Source organism: Luteolibacter flavescens (assembly GCF_025950085.1).
Classification (GTDB): domain Bacteria; phylum Verrucomicrobiota; class Verrucomicrobiia; order Verrucomicrobiales; family Akkermansiaceae; genus Haloferula; species Haloferula flavescens.
Window position 1 is genome coordinate 376883 of record NZ_JAPDDS010000005.1, and the last position, 18019, is coordinate 394901.

The following is an 18019-nucleotide window of genomic DNA, read 5'->3' on the forward strand; positions in this document are numbered from 1 at the left end:
CCTCGGGGAGTTCCGGGCTTATTTCGAAAGTGGCCGAACCCTCGCCCGGATCTCGGTGGCTTTCTCCAGTTCCACCCGGTGGAGGTCATATTGACTCTGGAGATTCGCCCAGAACTGCGGATTCATTCCGAAGAATGTCCCCAGTGCGAACGCGGTCTCGGCATGGATCGGTCGCTTGCCCTTGATGATCTCGTTCAGGGTCGAGCGAGGGATGCCAGTGCGTTCGGAGAGCTCTGCCTGGGACAGGCCGAAACCATCGAGAAACTCCTCCTTGAGAATGCGTCCGGGCGTGGCCCGGAGAATTGGTGGCGGGATCTTCATGGGTTCAATGGTAGTCCGTGATTTCCACCTCGCGTGGGCTTCCGTTGTTCCACTCGAAACAGAGGCGGTATTGGGCGTTGATGCGGATGCTGTGCTGGCCGGAGCGATCTCCCTTGAGTGCTTCGAGGTGATTGCTGGGAGGAATTCTCAGGTCGTCGAGTGACGTGGCGGCATCGAGCAGGCGAGATCATCCCCGGGACCGCCTTGAAGGTCGCGCTCGGGCGAGCGTGGTTCTAAGTCCGACAAAGGCTCTTCATCTCATCATGCTCAAACCGAGGTTCAGTCTCTTGCCGTTGAATTCACGTGAAAGGATTCAGCATCTTGATCCCCGTGCCCGCAAAGTCTGAAGTGTTCCTCGTCACGATGGTCAGGGAATGCCGGCTCGCTGTCGCGGCGATCTGACTGTCCAGGGAAGAGACCACGGTGCCTGATTTTTCCCAACTTGCCTTGAGCTGTCCCCAGACATGTGAAGTGCTCACATTGAAATTCAGGATACGCCCCTGCATGCAGTCGCAGAGCGACTGGAGCCACTGGCGAAGCTGCGCCTTGCGCTTGCCATCGGGCAGCCGTTCGATGCCACGGCGAATCTCTCCGATGGTAATCGCGCTGACGTAGAGCTCGCCCTCGTGTTGGCGAAGCCACGCGATCACCTTTGGATCGGGCTTGGGCTTCGCCTGTTCGCTGAAGACGTTTGTATCGACGAGGTAGCTCAAAATTCCAAAGGCTTCGAATCGTCCTTCTCGCGGGGCGGGATCTCAAACGAGGCCGGGCAGGAAAGAAGTAGGTCCACCAAGCCGCGGTTCGCAGGATGGCCGATCCGGCGGAGGATGATGGTGTCCTCATCCTCGACGGTGATCTCGAAATCGTCGCCTGTCTGAAGCTGGAGCTGCTGTCGGATCGCGCCGGGAAGAACGATTTGCCCTTTCTGTGACAAGACCGTGGTCATGGTAGGAAAATCCTACCATGCTCGACCAATTTTGCAAGCGCGCTGACTTCCGACAAAAAAGGCCCGCTGGTGGATGTCGCCAGCGGGCCCGGATGAAGTGTGCCTCGGAGATCCTCAGATCATCTCAAGGATCGCCTTGAAGGTCGCGCTCGGGCGGAGGGCTTCGGAGGCCTTGGCGTCGTCGGGCTGGTAGTAGCCACCGATGTCCACGGGCTTGCCCTGCACGGCGATGAGCTCTTCCACGATCTTCGCTTCGTTCGCGACGAGTTGCTCGGCCACGGGGGCGAAGATCGCCTGGAGTTCCAGATCGCCCGTCTGCTCGACGAGTGCCTGCGCCCAGTAGAGGGCGAGGTAGAAGTGCGAGCCGCGGTTGTCGATCGTGCCGAGCTTGCGGCCCGGCGAGCGGTCGAATTCGAGGAACTTCCCGGTAGCCGTGTCGAGCGTGTCGGCCAGCACCTTCGCGCGTGGCAGCTTGAAGGTATCGGCGATGTGCTCGAAGGAAGGCGCGAGCGCGAAGAACTCACCGAGGCTGTCCCAGCGCAGGTAGTTCTCCTGGACGAATTGCTCGACGTGCTTCGGCGCGGAGCCACCGGCTCCCGTTTCGAAGAGGCCGCCGCCATTCATGAGCGGGACGATGGAGAGCATCTTCGCCGAGGTGCCGACCTCGAGGATGGGGAAGAGGTCGGTGTTGTAGTCGCGCAGCACGTTGCCGGTCACGGAGATGGTGTCCTTGCCTTCGACGATGCGTTCCAGCGAGTAGGTGCAGGCATCGGCCGGGGCGAGGATCTTGATCTCCAGGCCGGAGGTGTCGTGGTTCTTCAGGTAAGCCTCGACCTTCGCGATGAGCTGGGCGTCATGAGCGCGGTTCTTGTCGAGCCAGAAGACGGCCGGGTCTCCGGTGGCGCGGGCGCGGTTCACGGCGAGCTTCACCCAGTCCTGGATCGGTGCATCCTTCGTCTGGCAGGCGCGCCAGATGTCCCCGGCTTCCACCTCGTGGGAGAGCAGCACATTGCCCGCGGCATCGGTCACGCTGATGGTGCCCTTGGCCGGTGCTTCGAAGGTCTTGTTGTGCGAGCCGTATTCCTCGGCGGCCTGCGCCATCAGGCCCACGTTCGGCACGGAGCCCATGGTCTTCGGGTCGAGCGGGCCGTTCTTTTTGCAGAAGTCGATGACGGCCTGGTAGACGCCCGCGTAGGAGCTGTCCGGGATCACGGCGAGCGTGTCGCCCGTCTTGCCCTGCGCGTCCCAGACCTTGCCACCGGCGCGGATCATCGCGGGCATGGAAGCGTCCACGATCACGTCGCTCGGGACGTGCAGGTTGGTGATGCCCTTGTCGGAGTTCACCATGGAGAGCGCCGGGCCGTTCGCATACGCGGCCTGGATGTCGGCCTCGATCTCCGCTTTCTTGTCGGCGGGCAGCTTCTCGATCTTCGCGACCAGGTCGCCGAAGCCATTGCGGAAATCCACGCCCAGCTCCTTGATCGTGTCGGCATGCTTCGCGATCAGGTCCTTGAAGAAGACCTCCACCGCGTGGCCGAAGATGATCGGGTCGCTGACCTTCATCATCGTCGCCTTCATGTGCAGCGAGAAGAGCACGCCCTCCGACTTCGCCTTCGCGATCTGCTCACCGAGGAAGGAGACGAGCGCTGCCTTGCTCATGAAGGTGGCGTCGAGGATTTCACCTGCCTTCAGCGGCGTGGAGTCCTTCAGCACCTTCACGCTGCCGTCCGCTCCGGTGAAGGTGATCTTCACGTCGGTGGCATCGGCGACGGTCACCGACTTCTCGTTGGAAAAAAAGTCCCCGTTTCCACCCATGGTGCCGACAGACGTCTTCGAGTCGCCGGACCAGGCGCCCATCGAGTGCGGGTGGGCCTTCGCGTAGTCCTTCACCGCCTTCGGTGCGCGGCGGTCGGAGTTGCCCTCGCGCAGCACCGGGTTCACGGCGGAGCCCATCACTTTTGCGTAGCGTGCCTTGATGTCTTTCTCGGCATCGGTCTGCGGGCTCTCCGGGAAGTCCGGGAGCGCGTAGCCCTTTGCCTGGAGCTCGGCCACGGCGGCCTTGAGCTGCGGCACGGAGGCGGAGATGTTCGGCAGCTTGATGATATTCGCCTCGGGCGTAAGGGTCAGAGCGCCAAGCTCCGAGAGGTGGTCGCCGATGCGCTGGTCCTCCGCGAGGAACTCGGGGAATTGCGCGATGATGCGGCCGGCCAGCGAGATGTCCCGCGTTTCCACCGTAATGCCGGAGTGCTTCGTGAACGCCTGGACGATCGGCAGGAACGAGTAGGTCGCGAGCAGCGGAGCCTCGTCGGTCTTCGTGTAGATGATGGTGGGAACCGTGGACATGGAAGTGGCGGTCGTTTTGACCGGGCATGGAACTAGGGAATTGGCTGGCCGGGGTCAATCCCGGGGGAATTTCGCGGGTCCCGCGACGGTTTAGCGGCAGGCTGATTTTTTCTTCCACGGGCAGTGTCACGGAAAATCACGTGTCCGCGTGGTTGCGAAAGGACCGGGGAGCGCTCATCGTAACCGGGCAGCCCGCAACGACCGACATGAAATACTTCGTTCTCACTCTCCTCGCCGCCAGTGCCGCAGTCGCCACCGCCGATGACGCCCAGAAGGCAAAGCTGATGGAAGCCGGCAAGGCCGCCTACACCAACTGCATGGCTTGCCACGGTGCCGATGGCGCAGGCGTGGCGATCCCGCCGGACAAGAAGATGGCTCCCTCTCTGATCGGCTCGAAGATCGTGACCGGCGAGCCAGCCGCTCTCGCGCTTGCCATTCTCAAGGGCATCCAGAAGGACCCCGCGAATGCCCAGATCCTCGGCATCATGGCCCCGCTGGAAGCCCAGCTCGCCGATGACGAGAAGCTCGCCGCGGTGATGACCTACGTGCGCGGTTCCTTCACGAACACCGCCGGGGTCGTGACTCCGGAAGACGCGAAGAAGTTCCGCGAGCAATTCAAGGATGTGAAGGGCCAGGTCACCCGCGCCCAGCTTGAGGAAGCCGGCAAGAAGAAGGACAAGTAATCCGACCCCCGGCCGACCGATGATGCGCGCTTTCCTCGCCTCCTTCGTGCTCGCCTCTGCCGCGGCCCCCGCGGCGGAGGTGGTGAAGCTGGAACTCAGTGCCGATGACCGGATGGTTTTCAGCAAGACCTCCTTCGAGGTGGTCAGCGGCCAGAAGGTTTCGCTGGTTTTCAAGAACACCAGCACGAAGGGCGAGAAGGCGATGAAGCACAACGTGGTCCTCCTCAAGCCGGGGACCACGATCATCCAGTTCGCGGCCAAGTGCAATGCCGCCGCCGCGACCGGCTACGTGCCGACCGACAAGGAGTCGAAGGAGAAGATGGTCGGCAGCATCAAGCTGCTCTCAGGCGGCCAGACCGGCACGTTGAATTTCGTGGCGGGAGAGCCCGGCGAGTATCTGTTCTTCTGCTCCTCGCCGGGGCACTTCGACAAGATGCACGGCAAGATCATCGTGAAGGACAAGGCCGACGCCGCGAAGAAGACCGAGGAAGCGAAGAAGTAATCTTCGCCCCTTTGATCACACTCACGCGACGCGTGGGACCGCTGCCTCGGTGAAGGCGCGGTAGCCGTCCTCACCCATGTAGCGGGTGAGCACCGTGGCAGGTGCCTGACGCAGATCGACGAGCACCAGTGCGTCCAGCACATCGGAGAAATCCGGGTCCACGTTGAATTCCAGCAGCGTGGCATTCAGCTTCAGGTACTGGCGCAGCAGCACGGGTACGCCTTTCTTGTCCGGCTCCGCAGCGGAGACTGCGGCGGACACTTCCTCGATCGACTGGAGCCGCTGGCTGATGCCGTCCTCTGCGGGGAGCCCGCCGTAGGGATGGCGCGGACGCACCCAGCCGGAGACCGTGCGGTCCTGCTTGCTGTCGCGGAGGAAGCGCACGATGAGGTCCTGAGAGTAGGCCGTGTATTCGCGCGAGATGCTCACCGGGCCGAAGAGCCGCCCGTAGCGCGGACGCTCCGCGACGAAGCGACCGATGCCGCGCCACAGCAGGCCGAGCGGGTGGATCGACTTCTGGTAGTCCGGTGCGACGAAGGACCGCCCCAGCTCCAGCGCGGGCCGCAGGTAGTCGAGGAAAGGCTCCTCGAAATCGAAGAGCGTGGAGGTATAGAGCGCACTAGGACCACCGGCGGCGAGCAGCACGTCCGTGCAGCCGAGACGATAGGCCCCGGCCACTTGTCCCGCCTCGCGGTCCCACAGGAAGAGGTGCAGGTAGCTCGCGTCGAAGGGATCCAGATCCAGCGCCTTCCCCGTGCCCTCGCCCACCGCGCGGAAAGTGATTTCGCGCAGGCGGCCGATCTCGTGCAGGATGGACGGGATTTCCCACGCGGCGGCGAGGAAGACATCGAAGCGCCCCTGCGAGGCAAGCGGGCCGCGGCGGTTCAGGCTCGCGATTTCCCAGGTGATCTCCGCGGGATGTCCCGGAGCGGCGATGGGCTGTTGGAGGTCGTTCATGGCGATTCGCCTGCCAGCATGTTTGACATGCCGGATTTCGTCTCATCGAGAATTCCGTCCCGGACATCGCTCTTCGCGATGAATGCAGGACGAGTCCAGTGGGGCCGATGAAGCCCGCGGATCTCGCGGCGGTCGATGAACGATGGCCGACTTTCTCGTCACAAGCCGGGCTGCCCGACGGCGCGCTCGCGGAGCATCGCGGCGAGCTCATCCGGTGACAGCGATGCCATCTCTTCCGGCCCGATGCGTGATGTGCGGCAGACGACCGTCTGCCCGCGCATGGAAAGCAGCACGCGCGGGAGCAGCGCGGTCCTCACCATGGGGTGGAGCTTGCCCGCCTGGTGAAACCACGGCGGGGCCTCGCCCTCGAAGCCGACCACGACCACGGTGGCCCTCGTCTTCAGCGCCAGCGCCGCCATGTGTGGCGACCACGGGCCCTCGGCGACTCTTCCCTCACGCAGGGATGCGACTTCGCCGGAAGGGAAACAGGCGATCAGCCCGCCGCTTCTCAGATGCTGCAGCGCTGCCCGCAGCGAGCGCGCATTGTCGCGTGCGGCTGCGCCTTCATTCAGGATGGAGAGGGGAATGGTGCGGTCGCCCAGCGACGGGATGTCGGCGGTCATGCGGTTCGCCAGCAGGAGCATGTCCGGCCGGCGGGTCTCGCAGAGCGAGCCGAGCGCCAGCGCATCGGCACCGCCATACGGGTGATTCGCCACCACCATCACCGGGCCCGCATCCGGCACCGCCTCGGCAAATCCCGGTGCATCCACCGCGAGACCGAAGGCGCGGAGCGGCTCGGTGAAGGCACCTGCGTCACCCTCCGCGGCACGGCGGAAGGAGACGCGGACCTGATCGAGCCCGAGCAGGCGTTCCAAGCTGCGCCGGGCCATGCCACGCCAGCCGTCTCCGGCGAGGGCGGGCAGGACCTCGGTGATATCGAAGGGTTCCTTCTTCGGCACGGCCTACAAGCGAGCAGGCCGCGCGGGAGGATCAAGCCTTGTTCTTCAGCAGATCGCGGATCTCGGTGAGGAGCTTCACGTCCGCGGGCAACTCGGCGGGGCCTGCCGGTGCGACAGGTGCCTCGAAGCGCTTCTTCGCGGTGTTGTAAATCTTCACCACGATGAAGAGCGCGAAGCCGACGATGAGCAGGCTGATGATCGAGTTGAGGAAGACGCCGATCGGGAAGCCTTCCGGCTTGAAGCCGCTGAAGTCAGGCTGGCCTCCCACCTTGCCGATCGCGGCGAGGAGGATGTCGGTGAAAGCGGTGACCACTTTTCCGAAGGATGCGCCGATGATCACGCCGACCGCGAGGTCGAGCATGTTGCCTTTGAGGATGAATTCTCTGAATTCCTTGAGCATGGTATTTTGAGGGAGTTCGGATGGCATGAAATCACCCCTTCTAACACAACGCAACGTAGATTCTCCAATGGATTGCGGGCCTTCGCTTGGAAGCAGAGCGCGCGGGATGATCCAGTCATGTGAAGCATGTCTCCCGGCAAATGCACGAAAAAGGCCGGAACCCGCGAAGGACTCCGGCCATTGAAATTCCGACCCTGTCGGAGCGGTGATCAATCCGCGAGGATGGTCGCCGGTCCCAGCGCGGTGAGCGAGCGCAGCGGCCATGGTCCGCCGATATTCCCGTGCGAGGTAGCGGCTCCCGTCACGAGGTCGATGGAGTAAAGCGTCGCGCGGAATTTCTTCCGGCCGCGCTCTTTCACGACCATTGCCGCGTAGGCCACGCCATTGCTGCCCGCGATGTCGAAGCTGGAGACCTCGGTCGCGTCCACGCCCAGCGGTCCCTGGGTCGCCAGGCCGCCGGCGTTCGGATTGTCCTGGCGGACCAGGATGTCGAGATTGGTATCGATGCTGTAGAGCGTCGTGCCGGTCTCCGGGTCGTTGTCGTTGTTCGTGTAGGCGCAGGCCGTCACGTTCGGCACCGCGGCGAAGTTCGGATCATCGGCGACGTAGGCGAGGCTGGCATCGATCCCGGCGACCGCAGCGGTATCCGGGTGGAGGCGCAGGTTTTGGCCGGTGTCGCTCATCACGCGGATGCGGTCCACCGTCGGATTGAAGTCGAAGGCGAAGAACCTGCCGTTCAGCAGAGTGGTGAAGGGACCGGTGCCGACCTGGGTGGCAGCGCCGGTTTCCCAGTTGATCGTGTAGAGACGGCTGGTGCTGCCCAGCGCGTAGAGCTGGCCATTGAAGGGGCGGATGTCGATCGCGAGGATCTTCTCGCGCTTCTGGAGGCCCTTGATCTTGACCTTCGTCACGTCAAAGGGGTCGTCGCTGGGAAACATGACGAGCACGTTGGTGCCCGAGACGCCGGCGAGCCATTCCGCGGTCGGGGCTGGAGTGATGCCGGCGTGGGCACGCATGCCGGTGGCGAGGAGGAGGGCAGTCAGGAGGGTACGGTATTTCATGGTTTCCCAGGTTTTAGGGGTTGGTCGCGCCGCCGCTCTCCACCTGGAAAACTTTGGCGCAATCGCCCATCCTAACGACACTCTCCATCTCCGCAAACGAAGGATGATAAGAAATTCGCATATCCTTCCCCGGCGACGCGATTGTCACTTCTTCTGCCTGCCGAAGCCCGCCTTCGGACGACCCTGGGCGTCCAGCTTGTCGGTGGCCCACAGCACGCCCTTCGCCACCAGATCGAGGTAGCGCGCGTCTCCCACGGTATCGTTGTTGTGGCCGATGGTCGTGGCAAAGACGCGGGTCTTCTTCGGCCCGTAGAGATTCGTCCACACCACCACGGCATCTTTTTCGCCATCCTGCTTGCCCGTCGCCAGTGGGGAGGCGGTCTTGTGGACGTCCACGTTGTTGTAGAGCTCCTCGTTGACGGTGGTCCAGTCCTTCGCTCCCTTCGTGACCGGGTGGGCGGTATCGGTGAATTTGATCTCGATGGGTTTCTGCTGGCCGTGGCGGCTGGACTGCAGGCCGAGGAGGTCGAACCACATCTTGTCGTCTTCCTTCGTGGCCTTCCTGTGGATCTCGCCGACGCGGTAGCTGTGCATCGCGCAGTGGAGTGCCACGGCCGGGGTGCCATCGATGTGCGGCTTCAGCACGCCCTTCACGGTTTCGACGTCCTTCACGTCCGCGGCGCACTCGTCATGGATGACCAGGTCGTAGCCGGCGGCGTAGTCGGGATTGCCATAGATCGGCAGGGCGGGCTTCGTGCTGCCGTCATCCACGTGCACCTGGTCCACGGTCACGTTGATGCGCTCCTCCAAGCCCTTCTTCAGGATCTCCGTCTGCGTCTTGTAGTCGTGGCAGCAGCCGCCGGTGATCAGCATCACCTTGAGGGGCTTGGGCTGCTGCGCGTGGGCGGAGAGGGTGAAGGCACCGAGAATGGCAAGGATGGCGGGAGATTTCATGCGAGGATAGAAGGTCGTGGAATCGGAAAAGGTGACGGGAAAAACGCCGCGGTGGCACGAATCATTTCATGCGCAAACGGGTAGCTAAACCCTCCTTGCCTTGCCGCGCCCGCCATGGCAGTCTGACAGGTGAGAAAGGAGCATTGATCGTCATGAAGGAATTGTTCGATGCGTGGCAGGGCGTGGACCGGAACAAGGTCGCGGCCCTGCTGAGCGTGATCCCCGGCCTGGGGCACCTCTACAAACACCACTACCTCGCAGGGCTCGGGATCATGACCGTCGGCAACGTGCTGATGGTCTTCTGCGCCCTGTGGTTGTCGCTCGCCACGGTCGGCCTGTCGCTGATCGTGGTGCCGCTCTTGTGGGTTGCGGGCATTGCCTACTCGGCCCACGAGGCACCGGACCAGCACGGGGCCCACCCGTGGCTGCATGTGTGGGATCACAAGTGGGCGCACGCCCTGCGCGGCAGGGGAAAGCACTGACCACCGCTGGACCGAAGGACCCATTGAAGCGCCCGCGCCGGGCAGGTTCATTCGTGCCATGGCACTCGAACTCCTCCCCGCCACCGCCGCCGCGATTCCCCGGCTCTCCGTCATCTGCCACGAGGCATTCTCCGCCCTGCACGACCGCTGCGGCGTGGAGCGGGATATCCCCGCGCCGGAAGTCGGCGAGATGATCATCGGCCAAGTCGCGCAACGTCCCGACTACACCGGCGTCATGGCGGTGCTGGACGGGGAAATCGTCGGGTCGAATTTCCTCTTCTTCGGCGACGAGGTCGGAGGCGTCGGTCCCATCACTGTCGATCCCAAGGTGCAGTCGAAGGGCATCGGCCGCGCACTCATGCAGTGGGCGATCGACGAGGCGCGGCGGCGCGAGATCCGGCAGGTGCGGCTCTTCCAAGAAGCGATCAATATCACGTCCTTCTCGCTCTACACCGCGCTCGGCTTTGACTGGCGGGACACCGGCGTGCTGATGCAGGCGACTCCCGCGGGCGAGGAGGACCCGGACGTGCGAGCCATCACCGCGGATGACCTGCCCGCCATCGCCGATCTGTCGCGCCGCAGCTTCGGCTTCTCGCGCGAGGTGGATGCGGGGCAGTTGATCGCATGGCAGGTGCCCGGCTTCGTGAAGCTCCGTGGTGGAAAGCCGGTCGCGTATCTCTTCGGCACGCTCTTCGGCCATGCCGGTGCGGAGACGGAGGAAGACCTGCTCGCGCTCGCGGCGCAGGCCGCGCGACACCTGCCGCCGCCCGTGGCGAAGTTCATCTGCCCGATGTCCCGCCCCGGTCTCTACCGCAAGGCCCTCGCCACCGGACACCGCACCGGGAAGCTCCTCTCCTACATGTCCCTCGGTGGCTACACCCCGCCGCCCGGCGCGCATTTCCCATCGATCCAGTGCTAGCGATCCTTCCTGCGGATCACGCGGGCAAAATGATCACCGGTCCGGAGCATGCGGGCCCTTCCATTCCATGCCCCACCTCGCGAGTTCCGCTTGGAGCACGGGCAGGTCCCAGGAGATCACTCCGCCGTCCTCGACGTGGATGGCGAGGTGGCTGCCGTCCGGGCTGAAGGCGATGGTCGGCATGCCTGCCTCGCCTGCGGCGGCGGGAATCTCGAGCCGCGTGATCTGCGAGAGATCGCGCGCGTCGTGGAGGATCACGAAACGCCGGGTGGCGCTCGCGGCGAGATGGCCATCCGGCGAGATCGCCAGGGCGAGCGGGGCCTGACCGGCATGGATGGTCTGCGACTTCCACGTCGCGGTGTCCCAGCGCGTCACCGCGTGATCGCCCCACAGCCAGAGTTGGCGACCGTCATCGGAGAAGCGGGCTCCCAGCACCAGGCCGGTGTGATCGAGCGTCCGGTGCTCGCCGGTTTCCAAGGTGTGGAGCGTCGCCCCGGCAGCGCGGAAGCTGCCGGTGACGAGCTGCTTTCCATCCGGTGAGAAGGCCGCGCAGAAAGGATCCATCTGCGGCAGATTCCGGGTGGAGAGGTCGGAGGTGGAGACGAGCAGCATGCGGTCATCCGCGGGGCGCTGCTCGTTTTGCGTGAGAGCGAGATGACTGCCGTCCCGGGACGAGGCGACCAGCAGCGGGCCGGGAGAGAGCGCAGGCGTGCTCGGCTTCAGGTCGCCCGGTGTGAGCGGGATCTTCCGCAGGCCGGCATTCCATCCCGCGAGCCACAGCGCGTCCGGCGTGAAGGCAGCGGAGATCCACTCCGTGCCGGTCTTTGGAAAGCGGGCCAGCTCGCGTCCCTCGGAGAGCGACCACAGGCGGCAGGCGGTCTCGTCCACCGTCACCGCGTGGCGTCCGTCGGCATCGAGATGCAGGGTCGGCAGATTCTCCGAACGGGGCTCCGCCGCACCGGGGCCGACGATGGTCACCGAGAGCGGCCACGCGAAGCGGAAGCCATCGACCGCGCTGCCATCCGAGCGGCGCACCTTCAGCACGCGGCCGCCTTCCGACCACGCGACCGGCCCGGCGTGTTCGGGCAGCCCGCTCAGCCGCGCGATCTCCTCACCCAGCCCGGCGTGCCACAGCCGCAGCATCCCGTCGCGCGCGATGCTCACGAATTCCTGGCCGCCGGGGCGGAACGAGACGGCTTCGAGGTCGGCATTGTGACCGCTGAAGCGATGCAGGCGCTGGCCCGTGATGGTGTCCCATACGTGCAGCAGGCGGATCTCCCTGCCTCCTGCCACGAGCAACTCGCCGGACCAATCGAGACATGTGATCCGGTGGGGGAACTCCAGCCGGTGCAGCACCGCGCCATCGGCGAGCGCCTGGATCTCGATGAAGTCCGCATTTGCCTCGGGCTGCGACCGCACCGTGGCGCGGCGTTTTCCGGAGCTGTCCATTACCGTGAGGGCGGCAGGGACGGGGAACTCTCCGCCGATCTTTGGCAGGAAGCGGATGCCCGGCATGGCGAGTGCGGCGATCGCTTCCTCGCGCAACTCCGCGGACGGCTTCAGTTGCCAAGCCTCTGTGATGGCTGCGAGCGCCCGGGCACGCGATCCACCGAGGCGCTCCGCCCGGGCCTCGCGCGACATGGCCAGCAGCGTGACGCGCCTTTCCTCGCGGTGCTCGCGGCGCGCCACGGCCAGCGAGCCGAAGACAAGGGTGGTCAGCAGGATCCCGCAGGCCGCGACCAGCACGGCGGTCCACGGGCGGCGCTTCCCCCAGCGCCAGGCCCGCTCGGCAGGGGTGGGTGGGCGTGCGCGGATCGGCTCTCCGGAAAGGAAGCGCGCGAGATCGTCGGCCACCGCCTTTGCCCAAGGGTAGCGCTGCGGTGAGTCCTTGCGCAGGCACTTCAGGCAGATGGTCTCCAGATCGCGGGCGACGGTGGGGTTCAGTTGCCGGGGCGAGAGCGGCTCGCTATCGCGGAGCTGCATCAGGATCGCATCCAGCGTGGGTGCCTGGAAGGGCGGGCGGCCGGTGAGGAGGTGATAGAGCAGCGCGCCCAGCCCATAGACATCGGTGCGGGCATTTGCCTCGCCGCCGAAGGCCTGCTCGGGTGCCGCATAGCCGGGCGAACCGAGCACCTGCCCGGTGGCGGTGAGTTCTTCCACGCCGCGTCCATCGATGCGCGCGATGCCGAAGTCCGTGACGCGCGGCATGCCATTCCTGTCGAGCAGGATGTTCGACGGCTTCAGGTCGCGATGGAGCACGCCATGGTCGTGCGCGTGCTGCACCGCCTCCGCCACCCGTCGCACCAGGTCCGCGGCATCCTCTGCGGCGAGCGGGTGCTCGCGCACGAGTTGCTCGAGATTCTTCCCGGGCAGGTGCTCCATGCTGAACCACGGCACGCCCTCGTCCTCGCCGATGTCGTGGATGGCCACGATGCCGGGGTGCTTCAGCCGGGCGGCGGCCTTCGCCTCGCGGTGAAAGCGCATCCTCTCCTCGGGACCGGCGAAGCGGGCGTGCCGCAGCACCTTCACCGCCACCTCGCGGTCCAGGCCGGGCTGCCACGCGCGATACACCACGCCCATCCCGCCGCGGCCGATCTCCTCGTGCAGGTCGCAGTTGCCGATGCGGGTCCACGGGGTGGATTCCTCGGACGTGACCTCCGGGCCGAATGAGACGGCGAAGAGACACCGCGGGCATGGGCCGCCATTCATCACCTCCCCGCAGGTCGGGCATGGCGCGGGGGTGGGGGCGGTCATCTCCGGATTACTCCTCATCGGATCGGCGCGATTACATACGCATCACTCTGCCGTCGGGGGCAGGATAAAGATGGGCTGGTCCGGAAGATGTGGCATTGCCAGTGGCCCGGTCAGCCCCCGAGCGCCGCGGCCAAGGCTCGCATTTCCTCGTCCACCATCTCCTCGTCCCGCAGTCCGGCGGCGACCTCCTCGCGCACCATCGCCCGGAAGTCGGCGCGCAGCCGGTGCACCGCCACGGCCACGCTGCGGGGCTGGATGCCCAGCCGCGCCCCGGCGGTCTCGTAGTCGCCCGCGCCCGGCTCCCGCGAGAGGAAGGGGCCGAGCGCTTCGAATGCCTTTGCCCGTCCCGCCGCCTCGCACTCTGCCCGTAGCCGGGCCAGCGCCGCCTCCATCACTGCGTGCGCCCAGCGCTTCTCGAAGAGGCTTTCCGGCGTCTCCTGCATCGACGGCTCCAGGCCGAACCACCGCTCGGCATCAGCCAGGTCCAGCGGGACCGGTTGCTCGCCGCCGCCGCGCTTCTGCGCGTGGTCCCGGTGGTGGCGCTTGATCAGGAAGTTCTTCAGCACGGTGATCAGCAGCGTGCTGAAGCGCGTGTCCCGCCGCTCGACGCGGGAGAGCCAGTCCTGCTCGATCAGCTTTGCAAAGAAAGCCTGCGTCAGGTCGCTCGACTCGTCCGGGCCCTCCCCGCGGCGGCGGATGTAGGCATAGACGGGGAACCAGTAGGCGCGGCAGAAGTGATCCCATGCCTGGTCCCGGTGCGATGCCTCCCCGGCATTTCCCAGCACCGTCCATCGCGTCGTGGCAAAACGCGCGGGAGGCGGGATGTCATCGGACGCCATCGGCATAGGGCGCTGCCACCATGCCACGAAAGAAATCACGCGCACTGTAAAATTCCCGGTAATCCTCCGCGGGAAAAGGGGTGAAACACAGCGAGACCGGATATTAGCGCTCACTGACACCGGTTTTCCCCTCCTCGTTTGTTCCCCGGGGCTGTGCCGTCCTCCCACGGCACGCCCGGGGGCAAGCGCCCCTTTTCGATCGAAGGCCCCCGGAGCGATGCCGGGTGATCCTTTCCCCGGGTTCGGGGCTTGAAACGACGGACTTCCCGCGCCGTATTGGTAGGGAACCCACCATGCGCCCCGCCGTTTCCCTATCCCTCGCCCTGCTCGCGTCCGTCCCGTCGGCATCCGCCGCAGATATCGAAAGCACCTTTTTCGCGGAAAACCTGCGCGACCCGATGGAGCTGGCCGTGGCACCGGACGGTGACATTTTCGTGGTGGAGCGCGAGGGCCGCATCCTGCGCGTGCGCCCGTCCACCGGCGGTGTCTTCGTGATCGGGGAGATCGCGGTGACGGCCCTGCGCGAGACGGACAAGGACACGCCGTGGGCCCGTGAGGACGGCTTGATGGGGCTGACGCTCGATCCGAAATTCGCGGAGAACCACCGGCTCTACCTCTACTACAGCCACCCGGAAAAGATGCTGAACCGCCTCTCGCGCTTCGAGCTGAAGAGCGGCGTGCTCGATCCCGCGTCGGAGAAGGTGCTGCTCGACGTCGCCTCGGACCGCCGCGACCGCGTCTGCCACCATGGCGGGTCGCTGGCCTTCGGTCCGGACGGCCTGCTCTACCTGAGCACCGGGGACAATACGAACCCCTTCGAGAGCGACGGCGTGGCTCCCATCGATGACCGGGACGGCCGCGACCACGCGAATGCGATGCGCAGCGCGGGCAATACGAATGACCTGCGCGGGAAGATCCTCCGCATCCGCCCGACCGAGGATGGCTACGAGATCCCGCAGGGGAATCTCTTCCCGCCCGGCACGGACAAGACCCGCCCGGAGATCTACGTGATGGGCTGCCGGAATCCCTTCCGCATCTCCATCGATCCGAAGACAAACGTCCTCTACTGGGGCGAGGTGGGGCCGGATGCCAGCAATCCCGGGCCGAAGGGTCCGCAGGGCCACGACGAGGTGAACCAGGCGAAGAAGGCGGGCAACTTCGGCTGGCCCTTCGTGATCGCGGACAACAAGCCCTACCCGATCGTCGACTTCACCACCGGCAAGCCCGGCGCGATGACCGATCCCGCCGCGCCGAAGAATCCCGGCAAGCACAACACCGGATTGGTGGACCTGCCGCCGGCGCAGAAGGCCTTCATCTGGTATCCCTATGGCGACAGCCCGGAATTCCCCGTGATGGGCAGCGGCGGCCGCAATGCGATGGCGGGGCCTGTCTTCTACCATGACCCCGGCAGGAAGTACAACCTGCTCGGCAAGGAGGACGATCACACGCTGCTGACTTACGACTGGATGCGCAGCAAGATCTGGAAGGCGAAGCTGGGCGAGGGGGAGAAGCTTGAAAAGCTGGAGCCGCTCATCGACGGGCTGAAGCACCCCATGGACCTGGAGGCTGCCGCTGATGGCACGCTGTGGCTGCTGGAGTACGGCACGGACTGGTATTTCAACAGGGACGGCCGCATCCGCCGCCTGCGTCCCGCCGATGGGAACAAGCCGCCGGTGGTGACGGTGAAGGCGGACGGTCCGGTCTTCCACGCCACGGCCAGCGACCCTGACGGCGACGAGGTGACCATCGACTGGTGGCTCACCGAGGGTGCGGGGGAGACGCGTCTCGGCGGCGGTCCGTCGATCTCGCCATCGCGTCCCGGCACCGAGTTGCGCGCCGTGGCCACGGATGCAAAGGGTGCGGTCTCGGTCGCGCGCATCCCGCTGGTGGCGGAGCAATCGCTGCCCGCGCTGGAATTCGATCTCACCGCGAAGCCGGACAAGCTCGGCTTCGGCGAGGAGTTGGCCTTCTCGGTGAAGGGAGCGGGAGATCCGGCGAAGCTCGTCGTCCGCGCCCGCTACATCCCGCCGACCGGCCATGATGCGGGCGGACCGCAATTCACCTCGGAAATCGAGAAGCTGGTCACCGCGAAGCTCTGCCTCGCCTGCCATCAGGTGGACAAGCCCTCGGTCGGCCCGGCCTATCTCGACGTCGCGATGAAATACCGTGGCGAGTCCGATGCGGCGGCGAAGCTCCAAGGCAAGCTGAAGACCGGCGGCGGAGGCGTGTGGGGCGAGGTCCCGATGCCCCCGCAGATCGCGGTCAACGATGCGGAGGGAGAGACCCTGGTCCGTGCGATCCTCGGCCTCGCCGAGGGTATGGCGGAGACGCGTGGCACGGCGCAGGGCAAGCTCGCCCTCGCCCCGGCCCCGGCCAACGCGGCTGCGGGCGGTGCCTGGGAAATCACCGCCGAGGCACCCGGTCACACCGCGGCGCGGATTCGCGTGGCAGCGAAGTGAGCCAACCGACGGATTCGTCGCAAGAAACGTGGGGGTAAAGGCAGGGCGGGGTGGCTAGCACTTCGGGAAATCTCCCCGCGATCACCCGCCGGGAACTGCCTGCCTGACATGAAACGACTCGCCCGTTTGCTGATATCCTGTGGAGGGATCTTCCTCCTGACCTGCGCCCGCGGTGAGGTGGAGTTTCTGGTGCTCGACTCCGGCCGCCCCGGACCTGTCGCCCTGATCCACGCGCCCGAGGAGGGCGCGGGCTCCCACGTGCTGCGGCAGCTCCGGTGCGATCCGCCGGAGCGGGGTCGTCTGGTGCTCGCGCGCCCGCACGACCGCGGGGAGGTGGGATGGGAGAAGGCACCGGGGATTGCTGCGTTGAAGGAGCGCTTCGGCGACGCCCGGGTGCTGGTTTTCCGGAAGGACGAGGACACCCATGCCTACGATCCGCAGTTCCGCGGGGATACCGTGCAGGGCGGCGGAGAAGAGGCGGTGGCGATGCTGAATGCGCTCCGCTCCATGACCGGCGTGAAGGGCAAGGACTGGCGGGCCTTGCCTGCGGAGAGCGGTGCCCGCGAGACCGTGGTCACGACGAATGCCCGCATCGAGATGGGCGCGGGCCTGCGACCGGCCCTTCAAGAGCGCGAGCTGCGGGCCGCCGCGCACACCTTTCTCCGTCACCTCGACATGACGGACGAGTTAGCGGGCGGCCTGAGGATTTTCCCGGATGAGAAAGAAGGGCAGATCCGGGTGGCGGTATTCGATGACATGGGCGCGCAGAATTCCATCGGCCGCGAACCGGCGTGGTTGCGGTCGAGGCTTTCGAAAGATGCCGCGCTGCGCGTGGAGCTGGTGGGCGTGCCGGAGATCCTGCAGGGCGCGCTGGACCATGCGGACGTGCTGGTGATGGGCGGGGGCAAGGCGAGCCTGGAATCGCAGGCACTCGGCAAGGAAGGCCGTGCCCTCGTGGTGGATTTCGTCCGGCAGGGCGGGGGATATGTCGGCATCTGCGCGGGGGCCTTTCTCGGCAGCACATCCACCGGGAAATTCGAATATCTCGGCCTGCTCCCGGTGACGACCGGCGGCACCGCCCTGGAGTGCGTGACGCCGCTGAAGTGGCGCGCCGGGGCGCTCGGCGAGGCGGAGCGCGTGGAAAAGGCCGACCTGCATGGCGGCCCGACCTTCCGCATCATGGAAAAGGGAGCCGGGAAGATCGACGTCTGGGCCAGCTTCACGCGCAACGAGACCCACGCGGAACGGGGCGAATACAAGCTGGAGGGCACGCCCGCGGTCATCTCCGGCCTTCATGGGGAGGGCAGGGTGGTCCTCACCAGCACGCACTGCGAGCGCTCGCCCAGCCCTTCCACGCACTTCACGGGCATGGTTCGCTGGGCCGGAGAGCAGGCCGCGGTGCCTGTGGAATGAGGAAAGCGGGTTGTCTTTCCGGGATTT

The 18019-nt window shown here is 65.7% G+C and carries 17 protein-coding genes and 1 pseudogene; 6 read left to right on the forward strand and 12 right to left on the reverse strand.

All coding sequences use genetic code 11. From position 1 onward, the window contains the following. Positions 1-18: 18 nt before the first annotated feature. From OKA04_RS11645 to OKA04_RS11665, 5 genes and pseudogenes are all read right to left on the reverse strand, one after another. Complete coding sequence (locus OKA04_RS11645; RefSeq protein WP_264501336.1) at positions 19-321, reverse strand: HigA family addiction module antitoxin; 303 nt, start codon at positions 319-321, stop codon at positions 19-21. 4 nt (positions 322-325) lie between these two features. Next, a pseudogene (locus OKA04_RS24630) lies at positions 326-502 on the reverse strand (type II toxin-antitoxin system RelE/ParE family toxin); the annotation flags it as partial. Positions 503-620: 118 nt separating this feature from the next. Then, positions 621-1034, reverse strand: coding sequence for a type II toxin-antitoxin system VapC family toxin (locus OKA04_RS11655; protein ID WP_264501337.1), 414 nt, complete (start codon positions 1032-1034; stop codon positions 621-623). Continuing rightward, positions 1031-1267, reverse strand: coding sequence for an AbrB/MazE/SpoVT family DNA-binding domain-containing protein (locus OKA04_RS11660; protein WP_264501338.1), 237 nt, complete (start codon positions 1265-1267; stop codon positions 1031-1033). Before OKA04_RS11660 ends, OKA04_RS11655 begins: the two co-directional genes overlap by 4 nt. 114 nt (positions 1268-1381) lie before the next feature. Next, on the reverse strand, positions 1382-3610 hold the full coding sequence (locus OKA04_RS11665) for an NADP-dependent isocitrate dehydrogenase (RefSeq protein WP_264501339.1): 2229 nt from the start codon (positions 3608-3610) through the stop codon (positions 1382-1384). Positions 3611-3816: 206 nt separating this feature from the next. On the opposite strand from OKA04_RS11665, the gene OKA04_RS11670 reads away from it, so the two are divergent. Beyond that, complete coding sequence (locus OKA04_RS11670; RefSeq protein ID WP_264501340.1) at positions 3817-4293, forward strand: c-type cytochrome; 477 nt, start codon at positions 3817-3819, stop codon at positions 4291-4293. Between the two features lie 19 nt (positions 4294-4312). After that, the gene (locus OKA04_RS11675; RefSeq protein ID WP_264501341.1) at positions 4313-4795 is read left to right on the forward strand and encodes a plastocyanin/azurin family copper-binding protein; all 483 of its coding nucleotides are present in this window, start codon (positions 4313-4315) and stop codon (positions 4793-4795) included. Positions 4796-4816: 21 nt separating this feature from the next. On the opposite strand, the gene OKA04_RS11680 is transcribed toward OKA04_RS11675, so the two are convergent. The 5 genes from OKA04_RS11680 to OKA04_RS11700 all read right to left on the reverse strand — a co-directional run bounded on the left by OKA04_RS11680 (position 4817) and on the right by OKA04_RS11700 (position 9126). Continuing rightward, complete coding sequence (locus OKA04_RS11680) at positions 4817-5752, reverse strand: GNAT family N-acetyltransferase (protein WP_264501342.1); 936 nt, start codon at positions 5750-5752, stop codon at positions 4817-4819. A gap of 158 nt (positions 5753-5910) precedes the next feature. Then, positions 5911-6711, reverse strand: a complete 801-nt coding sequence (locus tag OKA04_RS11685; RefSeq protein ID WP_264501343.1) for a 1-acyl-sn-glycerol-3-phosphate acyltransferase — start codon at positions 6709-6711, stop codon at positions 5911-5913. Positions 6712-6742: 31 nt separating this feature from the next. After that, entirely contained in the window at positions 6743-7138 is a 396-nt protein-coding gene (mscL, locus tag OKA04_RS11690) for a large conductance mechanosensitive channel protein MscL (protein WP_264501344.1), read from the reverse strand. A gap of 182 nt (positions 7139-7320) precedes the next feature. Then, on the reverse strand, positions 7321-8172 hold the full coding sequence (locus tag OKA04_RS11695) for a DUF4394 domain-containing protein (RefSeq protein ID WP_264501345.1): 852 nt from the start codon (positions 8170-8172) through the stop codon (positions 7321-7323). Positions 8173-8316: 144 nt separating this feature from the next. Next, complete coding sequence (locus OKA04_RS11700) at positions 8317-9126, reverse strand: ThuA domain-containing protein (RefSeq protein WP_264501346.1); 810 nt, start codon at positions 9124-9126, stop codon at positions 8317-8319. A 152-nt stretch (positions 9127-9278) separates the two neighbouring features. Between OKA04_RS11700 and OKA04_RS11705 the strand changes: the two genes are divergently transcribed. Together OKA04_RS11705 and OKA04_RS11710 are read left to right on the forward strand one after the other, a co-directional pair. Beyond that, the gene (locus OKA04_RS11705) at positions 9279-9608 is read left to right on the forward strand and encodes a hypothetical protein (RefSeq protein ID WP_264501347.1); all 330 of its coding nucleotides are present in this window, start codon (positions 9279-9281) and stop codon (positions 9606-9608) included. A 58-nt stretch (positions 9609-9666) separates the two neighbouring features. Beyond that, positions 9667-10527 (forward strand): GNAT family N-acetyltransferase, encoded by an 861-nt coding sequence (locus OKA04_RS11710; RefSeq protein WP_264501348.1) that lies wholly within the window; start codon positions 9667-9669, stop codon positions 10525-10527. A gap of 33 nt (positions 10528-10560) precedes the next feature. On the opposite strand, the gene OKA04_RS11715 is transcribed toward OKA04_RS11710, so the two are convergent. Beyond that, entirely contained in the window at positions 10561-13281 is a 2721-nt protein-coding gene (locus OKA04_RS11715; RefSeq protein WP_264501349.1) for a WD40 repeat domain-containing serine/threonine protein kinase, read from the reverse strand. A 110-nt stretch (positions 13282-13391) separates the two neighbouring features. Next, positions 13392-14159: an RNA polymerase sigma factor gene (locus tag OKA04_RS11720; protein ID WP_264501350.1), complete on the reverse strand. Its 768-nt coding sequence runs from the start codon at positions 14157-14159 to the stop codon at positions 13392-13394. 254 nt (positions 14160-14413) lie between these two features. On the opposite strand from OKA04_RS11720, the gene OKA04_RS11725 reads away from it, so the two are divergent. Together OKA04_RS11725 and OKA04_RS11730 are read left to right on the forward strand one after the other, a co-directional pair. Beyond that, positions 14414-16579, forward strand: a complete 2166-nt coding sequence (locus OKA04_RS11725; RefSeq protein ID WP_264501351.1) for a PQQ-dependent sugar dehydrogenase — start codon at positions 14414-14416, stop codon at positions 16577-16579. 108 nt (positions 16580-16687) lie between these two features. Next, complete coding sequence (locus tag OKA04_RS11730) at positions 16688-17992, forward strand: BPL-N domain-containing protein (RefSeq protein WP_264501352.1); 1305 nt, start codon at positions 16688-16690, stop codon at positions 17990-17992. Positions 17993-18019: the final 27 nt, after the last annotated feature.